Annotated in this window: 19 protein-coding genes; 13 read left to right on the plus strand and 6 right to left on the minus strand. The window is 62.9% G+C overall.

Annotation, left to right across the window (positions count from 1 at the left end):
• Positions 1-6 precede the first annotated feature (6 nt).
• The gene (sucC, locus tag AAFP32_RS11645; protein WP_101619581.1) at positions 7-1,176 is read right to left on the minus strand and encodes an ADP-forming succinate--CoA ligase subunit beta; all 1,170 of its coding nucleotides are present in this window, start codon (positions 1,174-1,176) and stop codon (positions 7-9) included.
• Between the two features lie 195 nt (positions 1,177-1,371).
• On the opposite strand from sucC, the gene AAFP32_RS11650 reads away from it, so the two are divergent.
• From AAFP32_RS11650 to AAFP32_RS11665, 4 genes are all read left to right on the plus strand, one after another.
• Entirely contained in the window at positions 1,372-1,866 is a 495-nt protein-coding gene (locus tag AAFP32_RS11650) for a MarR family transcriptional regulator (protein ID WP_350269272.1), read from the plus strand.
• 13 nt (positions 1,867-1,879) lie between these two features.
• On the plus strand, positions 1,880-2,566 hold the full coding sequence (locus AAFP32_RS11655) for a GNAT family N-acetyltransferase (protein ID WP_101641773.1): 687 nt from the start codon (positions 1,880-1,882) through the stop codon (positions 2,564-2,566).
• A 160-nt stretch (positions 2,567-2,726) separates the two neighbouring features.
• Positions 2,727-3,440 carry a hypothetical protein gene (locus AAFP32_RS11660; RefSeq protein ID WP_350269273.1) on the plus strand — a complete coding sequence of 238 codons (714 nt, stop codon included), beginning with the start codon at positions 2,727-2,729 and terminating at the stop codon, positions 3,438-3,440.
• 39 nt (positions 3,441-3,479) lie between these two features.
• Positions 3,480-4,754, plus strand: coding sequence for an FAD-dependent monooxygenase (locus tag AAFP32_RS11665; RefSeq protein ID WP_350269274.1), 1,275 nt, complete (start codon positions 3,480-3,482; stop codon positions 4,752-4,754).
• On the opposite strand, the gene AAFP32_RS11670 is transcribed toward AAFP32_RS11665, so the two are convergent.
• From AAFP32_RS11670 to AAFP32_RS11690, 5 genes are all read right to left on the minus strand, one after another.
• Positions 4,678-5,172 (minus strand): hypothetical protein, encoded by a 495-nt coding sequence (locus tag AAFP32_RS11670; RefSeq protein WP_350269275.1) that lies wholly within the window; start codon positions 5,170-5,172, stop codon positions 4,678-4,680. The two genes, AAFP32_RS11665 and AAFP32_RS11670, sit on opposite strands and share 77 nt — an antisense overlap.
• Positions 5,169-6,275, minus strand: a complete 1,107-nt coding sequence (locus AAFP32_RS11675) for an adenosine deaminase (RefSeq protein WP_101619783.1) — start codon at positions 6,273-6,275, stop codon at positions 5,169-5,171. Before AAFP32_RS11675 ends, AAFP32_RS11670 begins: the two co-directional genes overlap by 4 nt.
• Before the next feature lie 76 nt (positions 6,276-6,351).
• Positions 6,352-7,497: a BMP family lipoprotein gene (locus AAFP32_RS11680; protein ID WP_233430389.1), complete on the minus strand. Its 1,146-nt coding sequence runs from the start codon at positions 7,495-7,497 to the stop codon at positions 6,352-6,354.
• Between the two features lie 76 nt (positions 7,498-7,573).
• Complete coding sequence (locus tag AAFP32_RS11685) at positions 7,574-8,743, minus strand: amidohydrolase (RefSeq protein WP_101641766.1); 1,170 nt, start codon at positions 8,741-8,743, stop codon at positions 7,574-7,576.
• A 185-nt stretch (positions 8,744-8,928) separates the two neighbouring features.
• The gene (locus AAFP32_RS11690; RefSeq protein ID WP_350269276.1) at positions 8,929-10,044 is read right to left on the minus strand and encodes a mannose-1-phosphate guanylyltransferase; all 1,116 of its coding nucleotides are present in this window, start codon (positions 10,042-10,044) and stop codon (positions 8,929-8,931) included.
• A gap of 315 nt (positions 10,045-10,359) precedes the next feature.
• Here AAFP32_RS11690 and sdhC point away from each other — a divergent pair, with 315 nt between their 5' ends.
• The 9 genes from sdhC to AAFP32_RS11735 all read left to right on the plus strand — a co-directional run bounded on the left by sdhC (position 10,360) and on the right by AAFP32_RS11735 (position 22,293).
• Entirely contained in the window at positions 10,360-10,737 is a 378-nt protein-coding gene (gene sdhC, locus AAFP32_RS11695) for a succinate dehydrogenase, cytochrome b556 subunit (RefSeq protein ID WP_035279682.1), read from the plus strand.
• A gap of 1 nt (position 10,738) precedes the next feature.
• Positions 10,739-11,191, plus strand: a complete 453-nt coding sequence (locus AAFP32_RS11700; RefSeq protein WP_101619572.1) for a succinate dehydrogenase hydrophobic membrane anchor subunit — start codon at positions 10,739-10,741, stop codon at positions 11,189-11,191.
• A gap of 10 nt (positions 11,192-11,201) precedes the next feature.
• A complete protein-coding gene (gene sdhA / locus AAFP32_RS11705) occupies positions 11,202-12,962 on the plus strand; it encodes a succinate dehydrogenase flavoprotein subunit (RefSeq protein ID WP_101619571.1) in 1,761 nt (586 codons plus the stop codon).
• Positions 12,962-13,759: a succinate dehydrogenase iron-sulfur subunit gene (locus AAFP32_RS11710; RefSeq protein WP_101619570.1), complete on the plus strand. Its 798-nt coding sequence runs from the start codon at positions 12,962-12,964 to the stop codon at positions 13,757-13,759. The genes sdhA and AAFP32_RS11710 overlap by 1 nt, the downstream gene beginning before the upstream one ends.
• A 135-nt stretch (positions 13,760-13,894) precedes the next feature.
• A complete protein-coding gene (locus AAFP32_RS11715; RefSeq protein WP_350269277.1) occupies positions 13,895-15,157 on the plus strand; it encodes a D-alanyl-D-alanine carboxypeptidase family protein in 1,263 nt (420 codons plus the stop codon).
• A gap of 471 nt (positions 15,158-15,628) precedes the next feature.
• On the plus strand, positions 15,629-15,796 hold the full coding sequence (locus AAFP32_RS11720) for a hypothetical protein (RefSeq protein ID WP_167389410.1): 168 nt from the start codon (positions 15,629-15,631) through the stop codon (positions 15,794-15,796).
• Positions 15,797-16,379: 583 nt separating this feature from the next.
• A complete protein-coding gene (locus AAFP32_RS11725) occupies positions 16,380-17,441 on the plus strand; it encodes an FUSC family protein (protein ID WP_350269278.1) in 1,062 nt (353 codons plus the stop codon).
• Positions 17,442-18,038: 597 nt separating this feature from the next.
• Positions 18,039-18,800 (plus strand): Hachiman antiphage defense system protein HamA, encoded by a 762-nt coding sequence (locus AAFP32_RS11730; protein ID WP_025388055.1) that lies wholly within the window; start codon positions 18,039-18,041, stop codon positions 18,798-18,800.
• A complete protein-coding gene (locus AAFP32_RS11735; protein WP_350269279.1) occupies positions 18,793-22,293 on the plus strand; it encodes a DEAD/DEAH box helicase in 3,501 nt (1,166 codons plus the stop codon). Before AAFP32_RS11730 ends, AAFP32_RS11735 begins: the two co-directional genes overlap by 8 nt.
• Positions 22,294-22,545: the final 252 nt, after the last annotated feature.

Here is a 22,545-nt window from a genome sequence, read left to right on the forward strand (position 1 = left end):
CTTTCCTTACTTGGCAGCAGCCAGTTCGGCGGCCTTGTCGGCTCCACCGTCCATGGTGTCGGTCAGAGTGACAAGTGGGTTCGCGGCTTCCTTGAGGATCGCACGTCCCTCTTCGACGTTGTTTCCGTCGAGGCGGACGACGAGCGGCTTGGTTGCCTGATCGCCGAGGATCTCGAGAGCCTTGACGATGCCGTCGGCCACTGCGTCACAGGCGGTGATTCCGCCGAAGACGTTGACGAAGACGGACTTGACCTGGTCATCGCCGAGGATGACGTCGAGTCCGTTGGCCATCACCTCTGCGGAAGCGCCGCCTCCGATGTCGAGGAAGTTGGCAGGCTTCACGTTGCTGTGCTTCTCACCGGCGTAGGCGACGACGTCGAGGGTCGACATGACCAAGCCGGCACCGTTTCCGATGATTCCGACTTCGCCGTCGAGCTTGACGTAGTTAAGGCCCAGCTTCTTGGCCTTGAGCTCGAGGGGGTTCTCCGCGCTGACGTCAACCAGTTCTTCGTGGTCAGGCTGACGGAAGTCAGCGTTCTCATCCAGGGACACCTTGCCGTCAAGGGCAATGATGTCGCCGGCACCGGTCTTGACCAGCGGGTTGACCTCCACCAGGGTGGCATCTTCCTTCTCGAAGACGGTCCACAGCGAGGACAGCACAGGAGCGATCTTCGCAGCGGTCTCCGCGTCGAATCCTGCTTCCTTGGCGATCTCTTCGGCCTTGGCCGCATCGATTCCGTCGATGGCAGAGACTGGAATCTTGGCGAGCGCCTCCGGACGTTCCACGGCGAGCTGCTCGATCTCCACTCCGCCTTCCTTGGAGCACATGGCCAAGTAGGTGCGGTTGGACCGGTCGAGGAGAACCGAGAAGTAGTATTCTTCAGCGATGTCTGCGCCTTCGGCGATCATCACCTTGTCGGTGATGTGGCCCTTGATATCGAGGCCCAGGATGTCCTTGGCGCGAGCCTCGGCCTCATCAGGGTTCTTCGCAACCTTGACGCCGCCGGCCTTGCCGCGGCCGCCGATCTTGACCTGAGACTTGACGACGACTACTCCGCCGCCAAGTTCCTCGGCTGCCTTCTTCGCTTCTTCTGGTGTCGTCGCGACCTGGGCCTTGAGCACGGGCACTCCGTGCTTCTCGAACAGGTCACGTGCTTGATACTCGAAAAGATCCACGTGTATTCCTTCGTTTCTACTGCCGGGTCTTTTGGCCCCGCAGGTGCGTTGACGGATGCAACAACCATGACCACTTTATTCCCAAGTGACCCCGTCCATCCAAACGTGCAGGCCAAATCCGCCAATGAGTAAGAAATATCTCGTGAAAAAGTATCTTTGGCCCAAAGAATCTTGATCTGGACGTAAAATCAGATTATGGACGAGGTAGATCGGATAGTCGCGGCGTGGCGCCATGAGCGCCCGGACCTCGACGTATCTCCGATGGAGATACTCTCTCGCGTCTCCCGCCTGGCCCGCCAACTGGATTTGGCACGGAAATCAAGCTTCAGCGACTACGGCATCGAAGGCTGGGCCTTCGACGTGCTCTCGGCTCTGCGCCGCTCGGGTGAGCCCTACCAGCTCTCTCCCTCGACTCTGCTGCAGGAGACGCTGGTCACCAGCGGCACGATGACCAACCGCATCGACCGGCTGGTCACTGCCGGCTGGGTCGAACGACGTCCCGACCCCGGCGATCGCCGAGGTGTGCTCGTGCGTCTGACTGCTGGCGGCCGTGCCACGGTCGATTCTGCTCTGGCCGATCTGCTGGTCAAGGAGCGCGAGATCCTCGGCGACCTGACTCCGGCTGGACGCCGCAAACTCGCCGCACTGCTGCGGCAGCTCTCGACCGGATTCGACGCCGACGAAGGATGACGAAGGAGACGCTGTGACCGATGCGAACCTGACCGATTGGGCCGGGGTCCAACCACCGCGGCGGGAGACGATCCACGGTCGCTATGTCGACCTCGAGCCCCTCGAGCCGAGGCGGCATTCGGACTCGCTCTTCGCAGCCACCTCAGCGAGCGGCTCTGACGACCGTTTCCGGTACCTGCCGCAGACACCTCAGACCGCGCGTGCAGACTTCGACGAATGGATGGCCACAGCGTCTGAAACAGCGGACCCGCTGTTCTTCGCCGTGGTCGACCGCAGCACCGGGCGGGCCGAGGGAAGACAGGCGCTGATGCGCATCGATGCGAACAACGGCGTCATCGAGATCGGCAACATTCTGTGGGGACCGGCCCTGTCACGCACTCGTGGAGCCACCGAGGCGCTCTTCCTCTTCGCCGACCTTGCCTTTGCCAGCGGCTACAGGCGATTCGAATGGAAGTGCGATGACGACAACGTCCCGTCGAAGCAGGCAGCGACACGCTTCGGCTTCACCTTCGAAGGTCTGTTCCGACAGCACCTCGTCATCAAGGGCCTCAACCGCGACACCGCCTGGTTTTCCATCATCGACACCGAATGGCCCAGCCTCCGCGCCGCCTTCGTGCAGTGGCTCGATGAGGACAACTTCGACGGCTCCGGGGCGCAGAAGGTCAGCCTGAGCGATCTCATGCCGGCCCGCGCACAGTAGCCAGGTCGCAGCAGACAGCGCACAAGAGCCCGATGCGAACCGGGCAATCGTGCCCGGCTCAGCGCGTCCACCGGGTCGACCGCGGCCTCTCGGATTAGGCTGGAAGGCGAGACTGGGCCCCGGGCCCGGCACCGCCACGACGACCACATCTCGAGGAACCATGCGAATTCGCTCTCTTGCCCTCCTGACCACCGCCGCAGTGCTGGCCACGATGACAGCCTGCGTTGCCACCTCGGAGGAGACCCGCCCCGAACCGCGCCCCTCCGTCAGCGAGGAGGAGGTCACTCCGATTGAGACCCCTGACGACGCTCCGGAGGTCTCCATCGTCGATTCCTCCCCCGGAGGCGCGAAGGACGCCGATCCCCTGTGGCAGGGCCTCGCCGAGGCGGCCGCGAACAAGTCCGAGGCCTACCTCAAGGTCTACGTCCACACCGGCAACCCCGACGTTCCCGATACGGGCGAAGCCACCGTCACCGCCGACACCCCGGACAGTGTCAGCGTCACCGTCGATGCGAAGAACGTCGACACCGAGAAGTCACCCTTCCTGCTCATCCAGGGAACCTTCACCGTTGAGGAGATCGGCGGGTCCGCGTACACCCTGACGACGGAGAACTCTGATGAGATTCCGGAGCTCAACCCGAAGGGCCCCGATGATGAGGCTCGATGCACGGCCGATGACGCTCAGGACCGGATCTCGCTGGCCGCTCAGGACCTGGCCGATGATCCCGATAAACGTGAGGACTTCCGTCAGCAGTGGGGCGCCTCTCCCCAGGTCTGGTGGGGCATCCAGAAGACAGCGATCAGTCTCAACCAGGAGGGTGGCGTCGCTGGAGACTTCCTCACCGAGGCCTGCGGTGAGTACCTGCAGCAGTAAGCCACGCACCTCGAATCTCGCACGAGAGGCCGACACCCGATGAGGATTGCGATCGTTGGAGCCGGCATCGGCGGACTGTCAGCCGCTGCAGGCCTGCAGCGAGCCGGGGCACGGGTCACCGTGTTCGAACGGTCCGCCGAGGTGCGCGCCGGCGGTTCGGGTCTGTCCGTCTTCGCCAATGGGCTCAGAGCCCTCGAATCGCTGGGGCTCGGTCCTCAGTTCGCAGTGATCACGGACAAGCAGATCGAGTCCTTCGCCGCGGGCCAACGACGACCCGACGGACGCTGGATCGCGCAGATTCCCAGCGACAGTGTCGGGCAGCTGCGGATCGTCGACCGAGCCGACCTTCACCGAGTTCTGCTCGATGCCCTCGATGAGGGAACGGTGCGCACCAACGCCTTGGTCACCTCGGTGAGCATCGATGGAACGGTGACGATCGAGTCTGGGGCAGAAGCGGACCTACTGGAAGGTTTCGATCTCGTCATCGGAGCCGATGGTCTCAACAGCCAGGTGAGGGAAACCGTCGAGCCGGGAATCGGACCTCGCTATTCGGGCTATTCATGTTGGCGCGGGATCACCGAACGACCGGTCGACCTGCACTCAGCCGCTGGTGAGAGCGTGGGCAGGGGCCTGCGCTTCGGCATCGCCCCGCTCATGGACAAACGCGTGTACTGGTTCGCGGTTGCCAACATGCCCCAGCACGCGAGCTTTGCCGATGAGTACGCGACCGTGCGGGATCTGTTCTCCGGTTGGCACGCACCGATCGCTGAACTCATCGCGGCGACACCGACCGAGCGTATCCGGCGCACCGCGATTTCGGACCTCGCCACTCCCCTGTCGACCTATCATCGGGGACGCATCGTCCTCCTCGGCGATGCCGCTCATGCGATGACCCCGAACCTGGGCCAGGGCGGCGGCCAGGCCCTCGAGGACGCCGCCACTCTGACCGCGCTGCTGGCGCCGGTGATCGCGAGCTCGACCGACTCCGCGGCAGCTCTCGACGCAGCGCTGCGCCGCTACGACCGGCTGCGGAGGAAACGCAGTCAGTCGATCGCCGCGAAGTCACGTCTGCTCGGTGCAGTCTTTCAGATGCGGTCTCCACTGCTGGCGGGACTTCGTGATGCGATCTTCGCCGCAGTGCCACCGCGGCTCACGGCCGCGCAGGCAGCCAGTGTGCAGAGATGGGATCCACACCGGAGGTCTGACCCGCAGGCCTCCGGCTCGAGTGCTAAGGGCCTCAGCCCTCGAGTGCCCGGTTGTACGCGTCGACGACCGGAGGCAGGAAATATCCCAGGAGCACAGCAATCGCCGTGACCAGGCAGGCCAGGCCGAGCCACAGGGATCCGCCGATGACGCTGAAGGCGAAGACGATGACGAGCAGTTCGAAGGCGATCGCTGCGGGCCGGGCCCAGCGATGCAGCTTCCACGATCCCCGTGCAGCAGCGGCTACGCCGGCGGCGAAGATGAGGAACATGACGGCCAGGCCCAGCAGGGAACCTGCGAGAGGCCCGGCGCTGAACGCAGTGAGGACGAACGACAGAGCGGTCCCGAGGAGGGCCAGCACCTGAACCCCGAGAACCACGACGACCAGCAGCATCGCCCGTGGGGTGGGAACACTGTGACCGGCAGGTTTCGCAGACCCACCTGACGTCGACGACCCACCTGGAATCGCCGAACCACCCGAGGGCGCAGAGCCGCCGGGTGGCCTCGAGTGTTTGTCCCGTGAACTCAAATGTCGACCCGAGTGAACCCTGGAATGAGAATCTCATCAAGCATGCGCTCACGCACGTCCAGGGGCAGGAACGCTGCGGTGACGGCGTTGACGGTCGCCCATTCGAGGTCGGTCTGAGTCCAGCCGGCCTCATCGACGAGCAGACGCATCTCACGCGTGACCGAGGTCGCTGACATCAGCCGATTGTCCGGGTTGATGGTCACGGCGAAACCCAAGTCCTTGAGCCCGGTGATGGGGTGGGAGGCGATGGTGCCGCCGATGTCGGTCTGCAGATTCGAGCTGGGACAGAGTTCGAGAGGGATCTGCTGATCGAGTACCCAGGCGGCCAGACTGCCCAGCTGGCCCTCACCGTCGACGATGTCCATGTCTTCGACGATGCGAGCACCGTGACCGATGCGCTGGGCATGGCAGATGGTGAGGGCCTCGTGGATCGAGTTCTTACCGGCCGCCTCGCCAGCGTGAATCGTGACGGGCACGTAGGCCTGGTGGAGTGCATTGAACGCGGAGAGGTGCGCAGACGGCGGAAATCCGTTCTCCGGACCGGCAATGTCGAAGCCGACGACTCCGGATTCGGACCCCTTCTCGCGGTGCCTGATCGCCAGTTCCGCGATGGCCAGCGAGTTGTCTGCTTGGCGCATGGCGGTGATGATCTGGCCGACGCGGATGAACTTGCCGTCTGAGGATGCTTCGATCACTCCGGCTTCGAGTCCCTCTTGGACGGCTTCGACGACCTCGTCGAGTTCGAGTCCGCCTTCCAGGTGCTGCTCCGGAGCCCAGCGGGCCTCGGCGTAGAACACGCCGTCGGCCACCTGGTCGAGGACCCATTCCTTGGCCACCCGCATCAGGCCCTCACGGCTCTGCATCACGGCAACCGTGTGCGAGAACGTCTCGAGGTAGCGGACCAGATCACCGGAGCTCGCGGAATCGTGGTACCACTGGGCCAGCGCATCCGGTTCGGTGGCAGGCAGTTCGTGGCCGATCGAGGCGGCCAGTTCGATCAGCGTGGCGGGGCGCAGGCCACCGTCGAGGTGATCGTGGAGGGAGACTTTGGGCAACTGCAGGATCGGGTCGTCTGCTGCGACTCCGGCGGGATTATTCAACACCTGCACAGCTTATCGGATCAGCGTGGAAGAACGATGAATGAATCGGTTCGCACCAGCGATGTCGCATTCCGACGATTCAGGAGTTCTTCGGATCGACCTCACCGCTCTTGATCCGCTCACGCAGATCGGTGATGCTGCGGCCCGCATCGGAGACGCGGCTGAGGAACCCGTCTTCGGCAGCGATTCCCACCCCGCCGTTGTCGATCGTGCCCTTGTAGTGACGGTCGGTGACGAGGAACCCGCCCCTGTCGACGGGATCATCCTTCGACGCCTTGGCGACCTCATCGGGGTTCTTGCTCTGCGGCCATTCGGCAAACATGCTGCGCAGGCCTCGGCGGATGTTCGGCTCGATCGTGGCAATGATCGTGTTGCGAAATGCCCCGGACGCTCCGTACCAGATGATCTTCGGCAGGACCTTCTCCTCGTCGCCCTCATCTTTGGACTCGTGCGTGCGCAGCGACGCCAGTTCGTCCGTCGCGGCAGTGACCACGCCCATCGCCGCCGCCGATCCGAAGGGCACGACGACATCGACGTCGGAGTCATGGGCCGATGCGAAGAATGCCTGTCCGTCCTCACTGGTGTCTGCCACGGTTCGGCCATCGACCGCGGACTCGCGGAAGGACTTCACCTCGTCGACGTCCTCGTCGGCTTCGTCGTTGTAGAGGTCGACTCCGGCGTCGAACGCGGCGAGGATCTTCTCCGCCTGCGGGAACCCCTGCGACACGAGCGCCCCGACTTCGCCGGTTTCGCTCGCGGTCGCTGCGATGTAGCCGGCGATGAAGGCCGGAGGCACGAGGTCGAAGTCGATGGTGAGGACATTGTCCGGGAAGTCTGTGTGCCCGCTTGCGACCCCCAGGTAGATCTCGTCAGGATTGCTCTTGGCGTGGTCTGCGAGTTCGTCGGCCCCGCCGGGGCCGAGCACCGTGGTCAGTGCGCAGTCCTGATCGCTCATCCTCGTCAGTGCCGCCGAGGTGGCCGATGAGTTCGAGACTCGTTGACTCGAGGTCGCGGAGAACAGTCCCGCCGAACGCGCCAATTCCGTCTCCGCCAGGGTGAGCGCCCCGGCCGAGTGGTCGTCGAATCCTGCGGGCGCCGAGATCATGCACCCGAGTGTGGCGTCTTCGACGGGCTCGGGAGCCGTCACCGAGCAGGCGCTCAGTGCTACCAGGCTCAATGCGCTGAAGCCGGCGCCCAGCACCGTGCTCATGACCTTCACTCTCATGTCTCCAAGATTATCGGTTCTGTCTGAGTCCCCGATGCGGCGGCTGCGCTCCCGCCCTGCAGGTTGTGATTCGAGGCTAGTTTCGCTGCAGAACCTTCAGCGCGGTTGCGGTGAAGATGCGGGCAGCGATCCCGACGCTGTCTTCATCGATGAGCAGGTCGCCCTGGTGGATGTCGTACGTCTTTCCCCCGGGGGTGCGGGTGCCCATGCGCACCAGTGCTCCGGGACAGTGTGTGAGGTACCAGGCGAAGTCCTCCCCGCCCATCGACTGCGGGGTCAGCTGGACGGAGTTCTCACCGAGTTCGCCACGGACTGCGGATTCGATGAGCGCGACCTGGTCTTCGGTGTTGACCACCGGCGGAACACCTCGGCGATGGTCGAGGTCGACCTCGACCCCGTACGGGCCGGCGATCCTCTCGACCAACGCGGGGAGCACCTCGGCGACCTGGTTCCAACCGTCGACGTCGAGGCAGCGCAGGGTTCCGCGCAGGATCCCCTCGCTGGGCACCACGTTTGCCGCGTGACCGGCGCTGATCTCGCCCCACACGAGGGAGATCGCGTGGCGCGGGTCGATGAGTCGGCCCAGCGTCGAGGGCAGATCGGTGGCCAGTTTGCCCAGCGCGTAGACGAGGTCCTCGGTCAGGTGGGGTCGAGAGGTATGTCCGCCGTGACCGGACAGACGGATGATGACGGTGTCGCCGGCCGCGGTGATGGCGCCGATGCGGGATCCGATCCGCCCGACGTCGACGTTGGGGTCGCAGTGGACGGCGTAGACCTCAGGCACGTCGTCGAGCACGCCCTGGGAGATGACGCGCAGCGCCCCGCCTGGGGTGACTTCCTCGCCGGGCTGGAAGATCAGTCGCACCCGCCCTCCGAGCCCGCCGGGAGTGGATTCGTGGAGTCTCTGCAGAGCGATGCCGGCGCCGATGAGTCCGGTCAGGTGCACATCGTGGCCGCAGGCATGGGCCACGCCGGGCACGCTCGAGGCGAAGTCCGCGTCGATGAGGTCATCGATGGGCAGAGCGTCGATGTCGGCACGCAGGCCCAGCGCGATGGGACCGTCACCGACCTCGCAGACAACACCGGTGCCGTCGAGACGCCGAGGTGTCAGGCCGGCTGCCTCAAGGCGTCGGACGATCTTGTCCGTGGTGTCGAACTCCTGGAAGGACAGTTCCGGGTGCGCGTGGATATCGCGGCGGAAATCGATGAGTTCTGCACCGATCTCTGCAATTCTCGAGCTGATCACGTCTGGTCCTTTTGGGAGCGCGACACCGTCGGGGCGCGGTTCGGATATCTGAGACATTGACTGCAATGTTAAACACTCAGCGTCACGTGTGGGCACGCTGCGACCAAATTCGACACACTCCGCCGAGGACTGAAGTTTCGGAGATCGCATGAGCTCCCGGCGCGGAGACCGAATTCACCGCCTGCCTACAGCAGGTCGTCGAGTCCGCGTTCACCGGCAGCAGAGACTGCCTTCTTCACATCCTGAGCATGGGAGCGGGAGGTGATGAGCAGGACATCGTCGGTGTCGACGACGACGAGGTCATCGAGACCGACGATCGCCACCGTGCGCGGGTGCTCGGATTCGGAGAAGACGACCCCTGAGGCGTCGATTTCGAGGAGGTCGCAGTTTCGACCGATCGAGATGACCCCAGCGGGCTCTCCGGGCACAGGCTGGCGCAGGCGGGCCACCGAGTCGAAGTCGCCGACGTCATCCCAACCGAAGTCGCCGGGGATGACGATGACACGACCGGCCGCGGCAGCGGGCTCTGCGACGACGTAATCGATGGCGCGCTTCTCCAAGCCGGGCCACACCTCGGCGAGCACCTCTGACTGAGCATCGGTCCCCCAGGCCTCGGCGATGCGCGACAGACCCGCATACAAGGTCGGATCCTCGGTTTCGAGGACCTCGAGGAGAGCCGAGGCCCTGGCGATGAACATGCCGGCGTTCCAGCGGTAACGACCTGAGTTGACGTAGGCACGTGCCGTGCTCGCAGCCGGCTTTTCGGCAAAGGCCATGGCACGTCGCGCGGTCGGTGCGCCGTCGAGGCCCAGCAGCTCACCGGTCTCGATGTAGCCATAGGCGGTGGCGGGATTGCGGGGCATGATGCCGACTGTGACGATGTCGCCGGTCTCGGCGGCAGCGCAGGCCTGGTCGATGACCAGCCGGAATTCGTCGACGTTGGTGATCGAATGGTCTGCGGAGAACGAGCCGACGATCGCGTCCGGGTCCTCCTGTGCGATGAGCATTGTCGCGAGACCGATCGCGGCGGCCGAGTCCTTCGGAGACGGTTCGGCAAGGATCTTGTGCACCGACATCTCGGGAAGCTGTTCGGCGACCTGGTCGCGGTGGCTCTCCCCCGTCACGACCCACACGCTCTCGGGTCCCACGAGCGGTGCGACCCGATCCCAGGTGGACTGGATCAGACTCCGGCCCGTGCCCAAGACGTCGTGGAGGAACTTCGGCGATGCCTTACGGGAGAGCGGCCAGAGCCGCGTCCCGGATCCGCCGGCGGGGATGATTGCGTGGAAGTGAGTGTTCACATCATCAGTGTCTCAAAGTTCGGGCACTGACTGACCGATGCTGTCCGCCGTGTCGGGGTGAGGAGAACCGGAGGAAAGCCGGCCACCTTCGGCCACGATCCCGACTCACCAGTTCGGCCCGGCAGAGCGAAAAATTACCACATACGCTTATGATGTAATTGAACTCCGCCGCATCCGAGAATGACGGCGGTGAGGGAACTGCCAGAAACTTAATGTGATCCACCGCGCTCAGATGTGGCTCGACTGGCAACCAGGCGGCGTTCGGCGTAGTTTCTTGATGTACACAGTCGATTAATCCAAGATGGAGGATGCTCCGTGGCCAAAGCGTCTACGGGTACTCTGTACCGAGGAAATGAAGGAATGTGGTCCTGGGTCGCGCATCGCGTCACAGGCGTCGGAATCTTCTTCTTTCTGTTGGTCCACGTGCTCGATACTGCACTCGTTCGCGTCTCACCCGAGGCCTACAATGCCGTGATCGGAACTTACAAGACCCCGTTCATGGCCATCGGCGAGATCGCACTCGTTGCCGCAATCGCATTCCATGCGTTCAACGGCCTTCGCGTCATTCTCGTCGACTTCTCCAAGAGTGGACCGAAAAATCAGAAGAAGCTGTTCTGGGGAGTCATCGTCGTATGGCTCATCATCATGATCGCCTTCATCCCCCGCCAGCTGATGCACACGTTCGGAGGATGACATGAGCACAACATCGATCCCGGCTCCGCGCACCGGCTACTCGCGCCACAAATCAACACGTTCGAAGTTCGAGATGTTCGCGTGGCTGTTCATGCGCATCTCCGGCGTCGTCCTCGTCATCCTCATCTTCGGTCACCTCTTCGTGAACCTGTGGGTCGGAGAAGGCGTCCAGGCCATTGACTTCGGGTTCGTGGCCGGCAAATGGGCCAGCCCGTTCTGGCAGATCTGGGATCTGCTGATGCTGTGGCTGGCAATGCTGCACGGCACCAACGGCCTGCGCACCATCATCATGGACTATGCCGAGAAGCCCGGCACCAGGATGGCTCTCCAGGTGATCCTCTACCTCGCCTCGGTCATCGTCATCGTGCTCGGCACGCTCGTCATCTTCACATTCGATCCCTGCCCGGCCGGAGCCGACCCCGCATTGCTGGCGTCGTTCTGCTCGGCCGCATAGAAGGAGAAACATGCAGGTACATCAATACGACGTCATCATCGTCGGTGCCGGTGGCGCCGGGATGCGTGCAGCGATCGAATCGGGCCAGCGCGCCCGAACCGCAGTCCTGACCAAGCTCTACCCCACCCGCTCGCACACCGGTGCGGCCCAGGGCGGCATGTGCGCCGCACTGGCGAACGTGGAAGAGGACAACTGGGAATGGCACACCTTCGACACCGTCAAGGGCGGTGACTACCTGGTTGACCAGGACGCCGCCGAGGTGATGGCCAAGGAAGCCATCGACGCCGTCCTCGATCTTGAGAAGATGGGGCTGCCCTTCAACAGGACCCCCGAAGGCAAGATCGATCAGCGTCGCTTCGGTGGTCACACCCGTGACCACGGCAAGTCCCCGGTCCGTCGCTCCTGCTACGCGGCTGACCGCACCGGACACATGATCCTCCAGACTCTCTACCAGAACTGCGTCAAGCACGGCGTCGAGTTCTACAACGAGTTCTACGTCCTCGACCTGGCCATGACCGAGGTCGACGGGGTCCGGCGTCCGGCGGGTGTCGTCGCCTACGAACTGGCAACTGGCGAGATCCACCTGTTCCAGGCCAAGTCGGTCGTCTTTGCCACCGGCGGCGTGGGCAAGGTCTTCAAGACCACCTCGAACGCGCACACCCTGACCGGTGACGGCATGGCCGTGGCCTACAACCGGGGCATCCCGCTCGAGGACATGGAGTTCTTCCAGTTCCACCCGACCGGTCTGGCCGGTCTGGGCATCCTGCTCTCCGAGGCCGCCCGCGGTGAAGGTGCGATCCTGCGCAACTCCGAGGGTGAGCGCTTCATGGAGCGCTACGCCCCGACGATCAAGGACCTTGCTCCTCGTGACATTGTGGCTCGTTCCATGGCCAACGAGGTGCGCGAAGGTCGCGGCTGTGGCCCGAACAAGGACTATGTCCTGCTCGACCTCACTCACCTCGAGCCCGCGCACATCGATGCGAAGCTGCCTGACATCACCGAGTTCGCCCGCACCTACCTCGGTGTGGAGCCCTACACGGAGCCCGTGCCGGTCTTCCCGACCGCGCACTACGCCATGGGCGGCATTCCGACCAACATCGGCGCCGAGGTGCTGGCTGACAACGACAACGTCATCCCCGGCCTCTTCGCCGCCGGTGAGGTCGCCTGCGTGTCCGTGCACGGCTCGAACCGCCTGGGCACGAACTCTCTGCTTGACATCAACGTCTTCGGCAAGCGCGCCGGCATCGCCGCCGCGGAGTATTCGAAGACCGCTGACTTCGTCGAGCTGCCAGAGGCTGCCGAGAACGACACCGTCGCACTGCTCGAGAAGATGCGGACCTCGGACGGCACCGAACGCATTGGTGCCATTCGCAAGGATCTGCAGGAGCTCATGGACGCCAACGTCCAGGTCTTCCGCACCGATGAGACCCTGCGCGAAGCGCTCGACGAGATCGCGAAACTGCGTGAACGTTACAGCAACGTCGGCATCCAAGACCGCGGCAAGCGCTTCAACCTGGACCTCCTTGAGGCTGTCGAGCTGAACTTCCTGCTCGAACTCGCCGAGGTCATCTCCGTCGCCGCCATCCACCGTAAGGAATCACGCGGTGGGCACTTCCGGGAGGACTTCCCGGATCGTGACGACGAAGGATTCATGCATCACACGATGACGTACCTCGATCCTGATTCCGAGACCGACGGCATCAAGGGCATGCGTCTGGAGACGAAGCCCGTCATCGTCACCCGTTACCAGCCGATGGAGCGTAAGTACTGATGAGCACCGATACCTCAACCGAAACCCCGGAGCCGGCCTCGAAGATCGACCTGCCCGACCACGTGGCCGGTGACAGCGGTTCGATCCCGTCGTTCGACTGCACCTTCCAGATCGCACGCTTCGATCCCGAACAGGACGAAGAGGCGCATTGGGAGGAGTACAAGGTCACCATGTACGGCACCGACCGTGTCCTGGACGCCTTACACAAGATCAAGTGGGAGACCGACGGTTCGCTGTCCTTCCGCCGCTCCTGTGCCCACGGCGTGTGCGGCTCCGATGCCATGCGCATCAACGGCCGCAACCGTCTGGCCTGCAAGACTCTGCTCAAGGATCTTGACACGTCCAAGACGATCACCATCGAAGCGATCAAGGGTCTGCCTCTGGAGAAGGACCTCATCGTCGACATGGAGCCCTTCTTCCAGTCCTACCGTGAGGTCATGCCCTTCCTCATCACCTCCGGCCACGAGCCGACGCGTGAGCGTCTGCAGTCGGCCGAGGAACGTGAGGCCTTCGACGACACCACCAAGTGCATCCTCTGTGCCGCGTGCACTTCGTCGTGCCCTGTGTTCTGGACCGATGGCCAGTACTTCGGCCCAGCAGCCATCGTCAACGCGCACCGTTTCATCTTCGATTCGCGTGACGAAGGCGGAGACATGCGCCTGGAGATCCTCAACGACAAGGAGGGCGTGTGGCGTTGCCGCACCACCTTCAACTGCACCGAGGCCTGCCCTCGTGGCATCGAAATCACCAAGGCCATCGCCGAGGTGAAGCAGGCAGTCCTGCAGCGCGCATTCTGATCTGATCATCTGAATCGCCGAGGCGGTCGTGCACCTTTCGTGCACGGCCGCCTTTCGCGTTCCCGTTTGGACAGTGCGTCTTCGCACGGTCAATCCTGAAGACATCGGTTTCCCGGCAGTCGTAGACTGGTGCGCATGCGTTCTACCCGCCCTGCCTTTGCGTCGCCGCCGACAGCTGCCCCGCGTTCGTTCGGCACGGGAATGCGTCTCATCGTCAGCGCCGGCCTCGCGCTTCTGCTCATCGGCGCTCAGCTGGTCCTCTCCCCCGGAACCTCACATGCTGATCGCAAACCGGATGAGAAGCAGGAGAAGGTCTACCAAACTCCGGCCGACCTCGGCGATGGAGCGAAGCCACCGACACCAGTGGGCACAGCGTGGCTGGTGGGAAACCTGGACACGGGCGAAATCCAAGCCGCGCACGAGATCGATAAGAAGCATGCACCTGCCTCGACGATCAAGCTCCTGACCGCTCTTGCACTAGTCGACGTGCTCGACGATCCCAAGCAGAAGGTCGAGGCAGAATTCGAGGACATGGAGATCGACGGCACCAAGGTCGGTCTCATGCAGAAGAACAAGTACAGCGTCGATCTGCTCTTCCATGCGATGCTGATGTCGAGCGCCAATGATGCCGCGAACGCGCTCGGCCGGGCCGCCGGTGGCCAGGAGAAGGCCGTGGCGCTGATGAATGAGAAGGCCGCGGAGTTGGGGATGACGAACACTCACGCAGCGAACACCTCGGGCCTCGATGACAAGAATCAGTACATGACGGTCTCAGACATGATGAAGCTGGCGTGGGCGGTGTGCGAGGACGACTACCTGATGGGCATCATCGACACCGAAACCTTCAAATTCCCAGGTGGCAAGAACCCGGTCACTAAGAAGAAGTTCAAGGGCTATGAGATTCAGAACCACACCAAGATCGTCGGCGAGGTCAACGGTGGGCTCGGCCTGAAGAACGGATTCACCCGCCATGCCAAAGGTGCCTATATCGCCGTTGCCGAACGCGACGGCCACCGTGTGGTCTCGACGCTGCTGGGCATCGACAACAACTCCCGCCAAGCCGCGGTCGACCTGCTCGAATGGGACTTCGCCCAGAAGGATCCCAAGTCGCTCCAGACGATCCCGATTGGTCAGACCATCACGCCGAGTCCTGCTCCGACGGCCTCGGAAAGCAACAGCGATGCCGGCGGTGCCGCATCCGGAGACACTGCCTCCGTCGGCACCGATATGGACTCGCGCGAAGGTGCAGAGGCATCCGGTTCCAAGGCTTCGGCAGAGACCTTCGGCGTCTCGAATGAGAAGCTGCTCCCCGCCGGCATGCTGACGGTTGCGGCAGCGCTGCTGCTCACCGCGCTCATCATCATGATCAGGTGGCGCCGGGGCAAGTCCTCCCGCTGAACGCCCTCACCCGACAGACTCAGACTGCGTCGCTCCCCAGCCCGGCTTCTCCTGGCGTCGTGCTCCTGCACACGGTTGGCGTCGTGCTGCTGCACACGGTTTCGGCTTTCCACACCACCGTTTTGACTTCTCATTCCGGATGCGGTTAAGCTTATATCTTGCGTTCGAAGTCGTCCGGCTTCATTGAACCATCTGATCCACTGAGCACGATGACACTTCGCTCATGATGACAGCTCAGATCCAGGTTCGACATTGCAAATGATTCGCCACGGACACTGTCTCACTTCGAATCGCAGATCCCCCACCGTGAAGGATCAACCCACACCACGGTGACACTCAGCAGGTCCGTATCCGACTTTCTCGGGTGGCCGCCTGCACCTCGGCGACTACCCCGTCGCCACCAGGAAAACAATGAGAATGACGTGCGTTGATGCATGCCGTTCGACGAAGTAAGCAAGAAGGGAGGGAACGATGACTCAGTTCCCACAATGGGTCCAGCGTGCCATTGAGCATGCAGGACTGATCGATCCAAAGATCAGCACCCGCAACGGAAAGATCACGATCAGTGATATCACCGGCCGCGTCGTGCTGTTCACCGGTTCATCGCTGCGTGAGATCACGCCGCTGGCTGCTGCCTGAGCGCAACAGCCGTCTGGAGACGCTTCAGACCGTTCGGCTGATTCTCTTCTCTGCTGGGTTTTAAGCAGAGCGAGAACTGCTGAGGTCAGACTCCTGCCCGACATTTCACAGGTCCATCCTGTCGGAATGTCGGGCGATTTCATGTTCCCGAAGATCTCCTCGCCGAGGCGGTCCTCGAGAATCGTGCCGCCCGCCGGAGAGGGGACCTCCTCCTTGTCGTAGTGGGCCTCCAGTGTTTCGAAGAACCCCTTCCACCTCCGAAGTCAGCTCGTCGACGTCGACGGCGGTTCGCCGCTGGTCCTCCACTCGGTCGAGCAGATCCCACAGTTGGTCATACTCACGCAGTCCCCGATCTGCTGGGCGCTGAGATTCCGCGATCACCCGTGTCGACCTCTCCCGTTTCCGCATCTCGTTCAGGTCTACCGCTCCTGTACGAACAACACTTCCCGTACGAACAACGACAGGTTGGTTGCTTCTTCGTTTCTTGTAGGGTTGGGGCTTCATGCACTCGGTTCGAAGGGGAGGACCCACGCCGGAAGATACTCAGCAGAAGGTTCCGCTGTTGGCCAAGCGTCCTGATTTTGTGACCGATCTGCTTCAGATCGTCAAGACCGTCATCGCGGCAACCGCCGCTTGGTGGCTGTCGGATACTGTCCTGAACTCGCCGATGCCATTCCTGGCGCCGTGGGCGGCGCTGCTGACAGTACATGCCACCGTCCACCGCTCACTGTCTCGCGGAGCGCAGTCGACGATCGCCTCAACTCTCGGTGTTGCCTTGTCCTTCGTCATCGGCAACTACCTGGGAGTGAGCATCCCGACGTTTGCTCTCGCGCTGCTAGTCGGGCTCGCCGCTGCGCGTCTGCCCTGGATACGCGATGAAGGCGTGGCGATTGCGACTACAGGAATCTTCGTCCTCGGCAGTGGCTTCGACAGTCAACAGCCTCTGCTTGGGGAACGCATCTTGGAACTCTGCTTGGGCATTGCCGTCGGCATCGTGGTCCACCTCCTTGTGATTCCACCCCTGCGGGATCAGCAGGCAGCACGGTACGTCGACAGTATCAACAGGCGCATGGGCGACATGTTGGTCGACATGGCAGATGAACTGGACGAGGAGTGGGACACTGCCAATGCCGATGACTGGTTCCAAGAGACCGAATCGATGAGCCAAGAGTTGAACTCGGCGTGGCAGTCGGTCAAGTTCGCCCGTGAGAGCCAACGGGCAAATCCACGTGATCGTCTGCGCCGGAAGCGAACTCCATCGGGCGAAACTCGGGATACTCAGATATCGCCAAAGGATGCCAGCTACGAGAACATCCTGCAGCGGGTGGATGAAGGCATCTCCCATCTGCGCCATCTGACTCGGACTCTGCGCGAGGGATCTTATGAAGACGGCGAATGGGACACCCGCTTTCGCGAACAATGGACGTCCATCGTCCGGGACGCAGGTCGATCGATTGCCGACCCCGATGCGAAAGTCGAGCCGATCTTCAAGCGCCTCGAAGCGCTGTCGGTGAACATGGCCGACGATGACGGCCTCCCTGAACGCTCCTGGGCCCTCTACGGCTCGCTGATCGCGAGCATGCAGCATATCGCCGCAATCGTCGACGACGTCGCCTCCGCACGCGCAGCGCGCGAGTCCAGCTGAGCGCAGAGAGCCTCTTGACCAGTCGCCGGTCGCTGAACCGCCCTGCCTAGCCGGAACGCGCGCGAGAGGCACCCGCAGAATTCAGAGCACGAAAGAGCGCCCCGTCAGAACCTATAAGTTCAGACGGGGCGCTCTTTCGCATCTCAGTCTGGATCAGATGCGAACCAGAAGAGAAGTCGCGGTCTTCAAATCAGAAGTCCCAGTTCTTGTTCTCTCGGGATGCCCAGTCCTCGTCCTCCCTGATGAGAGGCGGAAATCCTGCGGATCCTCCAACTCCAATGGCCGCTCGTGCCATCTACGTGCCACTCGCGATCGAAGCCCCTCTCGCCGACAAGATCGCTGCCGTCGCACATGCCCAGCTTACCGCCGGGCGGCTCCATCCGCACGGGAACTTGCGCGGCCCACAGGCAGCACGTCGCACGTTCTCCCTCCAGTTAAGTGCCCCTCCCAGGTGGGTCGGTTGCTCGTCCCATCGTTTGGAGTACCACATGCCGCGTCTGCCACCCCTTCGCCAGCTGAGCAGCAAGCTCGCGTCCCCCTCGCCCCAAAGGTCAACCATTGAGTTCAGAGACTGAGACCTCTGGCACCATTGATGACATGGCACCACTTTCATCGTGGACGACTTCCACACACGAGCCGCTTAATCGGCACTCGATGGTGCACATGGTTGCCCCATCGGCGACCATCGGATCGGGAGTCGACTGGGCTGCGTCACAGATCCCAAACCAATACACGGATCCGGATCGCGTCGCCACGATCCTCGCCAAGCTGGGGAAACCTAAAGCAGCCAAGTACCTGAAGGGAAAGCTTCCTACAAGCAAGCGCACCCGCTCGGGCGACCTCGGAGAGATCATCGGAGCGCAGTACGCAACGCTTGAACTGGGCTTTCGAGTGGTGGAGCGGCTGCGGTGGAAGGACCACCGCGAGATGTCGATGCGTGGCGATGATTTGATTGGTGTGCGCGCGAGTACGAACGGAACGCTGGAACTATTGAAGGGTGAGGCAAAGAGCCGTGCAAGGCTCGGAACTGCAACGGTCACGGACGCAGATGATGCACTTAAGCGCGATCGGGGACGACCATCACCTCATGCTCTCAGCTTCGTCGCTGACCGACTCCACGAACTCGGTGAGCACACGTTGGCGGAGCTCATCGACGACGCCCAGTTAATTTCTGGAATCAGTCAACGGCAGGTGGTCCAACTGCTTTTTACCTTCACTGGTAATGATCCGAGGGCCCTCCTCCGCGCAAATACGACAGCGTACCGGGGACGTGTAAAGCGTCTCGCCGTCGGTCTGCAGGTCTCAAAGCATCAGGCGTTCATCGCGAAGGTGTACTCCAAGGCGATCGCTGATGCCTGAAACAGTTGATGAGATTGAGGCAGCGATCGGGCAGGCGACTGCACCCGGATTTCGTGAACAGCTTCTCGCGCGAGGAGAAGCCCGGTCGATGATCTGGCGGGACGGTGTCCTGCCAGAGGACGCGCCCGAATTCGACCAGCTGCTCAGCTACGACCTTCTCTCCTACGGCTACTCGCTCCTAAGCCTGGGGCTGCGCCTCGTGGAGGCGAATGGATCGCGCAGCCTCGCCCAACGCGCCTTTGAGGGCGCAGCCACAGCCATCGAATCAGTGATCGCGAGGGGACCCAACTCGCGCGAACGAGGCTTCCACCGCGTCGTCGCGGCAGCCGCCTACCACCTCGGCGGCTACTCCGCGCGTGCATACTCGCTGCTTCAGACAGCGCTCGATTCCGGTGAAGTCACGATTGGCGAGCGATCCCTCATCCACATCATCCGCAGAGAACTCGACACCCTGGCTGCGCTCATCTTGAGCCACCGCTACGAGGACGCGGCAGCAGACGCCAACCTGGTTGAGACGTTGCGCGGGCTCCTCGAGCCGACGAGCGATGAGGACCAGGCTGATGACAGCGGCGACACCGATGTCGTTGACGTCGTCGACCTCGCACTGACGGACGCGTTCGTCGGTGCGATCAGCATGGCGCTGCTTGCGTTCGAACGGGGCGAGCAAGCGCTGCTGGATGAGGCCCTCAGCACGCTGCAGGTCGGTCTAGGAGCCGCCGGCGAACTGAACATGGTTCCGCAGTGGTGGTGCCATCGACTTGCGATTCACCTGCTTCGCGGTCTGTGGGAGGCCAGTTTCCATCGCCTGCTCCCGGACGCCCCAACCGACGGTGGTGGTGGCGACTGGGCACAACTGCGTGCGACGTTCATCGCATCCCTCTTCCGGAGGCGACGCTCGGAGATCGACCTATGGCCGTCGCAGCTCGCCGCAGCAGAGCGGGTGCTGAATACCAGCGAGAACTTGGTGCTGTCTCTTCCGACGAGCGCCGGCAAGACCCGGATTGCCGAGCTTTGCATCCTCGCATGCCTAGCCGAGGGCCGGCGGGTTGTGTTCGTAACCCCATTGCGGGCGCTGTCAGCTCAGACCGAAACCGCCCTGCAACGCACTTTCACCCCTCTGGGGAAGACCGTCTCATCCTTATACGGCGCGATCGGGGCCAGCAGCGCCGACGAGGATTTGCTGCGAGAGAGGGACATCGTCGTCGCTACTCCCGAGAAGCTCGACTTCGCCCTGCGCAACGACCCAACACTCCTCGACAGCGTAGGGCTTGTCGTCCTCGACGAGGGGCACATGATCGGGGCGGATGAACGTGAGGTCCGATACGAAGTTCAGATCCAACGACTGCTGCGCCGTGGGGATGCGGCTACCAGACGTATCATCTGCCTCTCGGCGATACTGCCAGACGGAGATGAAGTCGAGGACTTCGTCAACTGGCTCACCGATGACCAGCCCGACGGTCTCATCGCGAGCTCGTGGCGGCCGACGAAGCTTCGCTATGGCGAAGTGATCTGGCAAGGCGATCGAGCCCGCCTGAGCATCATCGTGGGAGACGAGGAGCCCTTCGTGCCCCGGTTCCTCGAACCCTTAGTTCCACCGATCGGTCGCAGGAAGACGCCCTTCCCCAAGAATCAGCAGGAGCTGACGCTGGCTACCGCCTGGCGGCTCGTCGACGACGGGCAGACTGTCCTGATCTTTTGCCCACTCAAATTATCGGTGAACGCATTTGCCAGAGTCATCGTCGACCTTCATACACGGGAAGCACTGCGAAGTGTCTTCGAAGGAGATCCGGGCGACCTCGCCTCGGCCATCACGATCGGAGAGGAATGGTTCGGCCGAGATCACCCGATCCTCGCCTGTCTGAGACTCGGCGTAGCGATTCATCACGGATCGCTGCCCGCACCCTACCGACGAGAGGTCGAAAGGCTGCTGCAGCGAGGGGCGCTGAAGGTCACGGTCTCTTCGCCGACCCTCGCCCAGGGACTAAATCTCTCAGCCAGCGCGCTCGTAATGCACAGCCTCTGGCGCAACCGAGAACTGATCAAGGCGTCTGAGTTCCGCAACATCGTCGGCAGAGCCGGCAGAGCGTTCGTAGACTCCGTCGGCCTCGTCGTCCACCCAATCTTCAAGGACGTGTCCCGAGGGAGGCGGAACTGGGGGCAGTTGGTCAAGGACACCGCTCTGCGCGACATGGAAAGCGGCCTACTGCAACTGGTGGCGAACCTGTTTGCCCGGATGCAGGCCAAGCACGGTCTCCGGGACCTGGACTCGCTGCTGGAATACGTCGCCGGCGCAGCGGCGTGGGATTACCCAGAAGTCGCCGCCGAGAGCGAGGAGGAAGCCGAGCGCTCCCGATTTGCGTGGCGCTCGCAGCTCGCTAGCCTCGACAACGCCCTCCTCAGTCTGCTCAACGACTCCGCGATAGCGGAGGACGGAATCGAGAGGGCTCTCGATGACGTGCTCGCCTCGTCTCTTTGGACCAGAAGCTTGGCTCGACGGCAGGAGCCCGTTCAGACAGCGCTTCGAGCCGGCCTGACCGCGCGTGCACGCTTCCTCTGGAGCCAGTCGACCCCGGCGCAGCGCCGAGGGTACTTCCTTGCCGGGGTCGGTCTCGAGACCGGACGCCAACTCGATGAGCACGCCAGCATCTTGGAGCAGCACCTGCGCGACGCCGACGAGGGCATCCGAATCAGCGACCCCGGTGCCGCAATCGACGCCCTGACCAGCTTCGCTGGGATCGCATTCGACATCTACCCCTTCGCGCCCCGCACTCTTCCTCCGCAGTGGGAAGGCATCCTCGCCGCATGGCTTCGCGGCGAGGATGCCACGCAGATTGCGGGAGAGGAGGTCACGGACACGCTGGAATTCATCGAGGATTCGCTGGCCTACCGGCTTCCATGGGCGCTGGAAGCGGTCCGGGTCCGAGCGACCGCCCACGAAGAGCCTGTCAACGGTCTTTGGGCGTTCCTCGCCGATGAGCACGGGCTCGCAGTTGCATCGCTAGAGACAGGGACGCTGAACCGATCCGCCGCGCTGCTCATGCAGGCCGGATTCTCCTCCCGAGCCGGTGCCCTCGCCGCCATCGCTGCCGGACGCGGCACCTTCACAACCGTGTCGGAGCTTCACCAGTGGCTGAACTCGGAGGAGGTGCGGCAACATGCGAACGACCCGCACTGGCCGACCGTGTCATCGCACGATCTCTGGGTCGATTTCATCAGCCGTGGCGCTGCTGCACCGGAGAGAACCTGGATCAACACAGTCGAGGATGCCGCGGTGACGTGGCTTCCCGATCACCAGCCGAGTAGCGGGACTCCCTATCGAGCCGTGTCCCTTGCGAACGGTGAGACCATCCTCCAAGCCGCGGACGGTCGACGAGCCGGTTCGCTTGAGGAACCACTCAATCCGAAAAGGCGCGGGTTGCTCATAGTCACCGGGACGAACGCCGCCAACAGCGTCGAACTCCGCTATCGAGGCCCATCCGACCTTCATGCGTAACTGTGTTGCATGATTCTCAGATCATGTTCGGATTTCTACGGGACAATGGGATTGCAACGGATACCACATGCTTTGCCTGACACCACTACCCAGCGGATCTGGACAGGGATCCTGGTCCGGGGCCGCAGGGCGGTGCCTCTGGAGTAGGAATGGGGCTGCCTGAGCGTGCAGCGTGAGCATGGTGTCTATTCACCCGTCCGTTCGGTGCGCATCGAATGACGGTGTAGGAGTACACGAGCGGATCACGAAGAG

It is taken from the genome of Brevibacterium sp. CBA3109 (assembly GCF_040256645.1).
Taxonomy (GTDB): domain Bacteria; phylum Actinomycetota; class Actinomycetes; order Actinomycetales; family Brevibacteriaceae; genus Brevibacterium; species Brevibacterium koreense.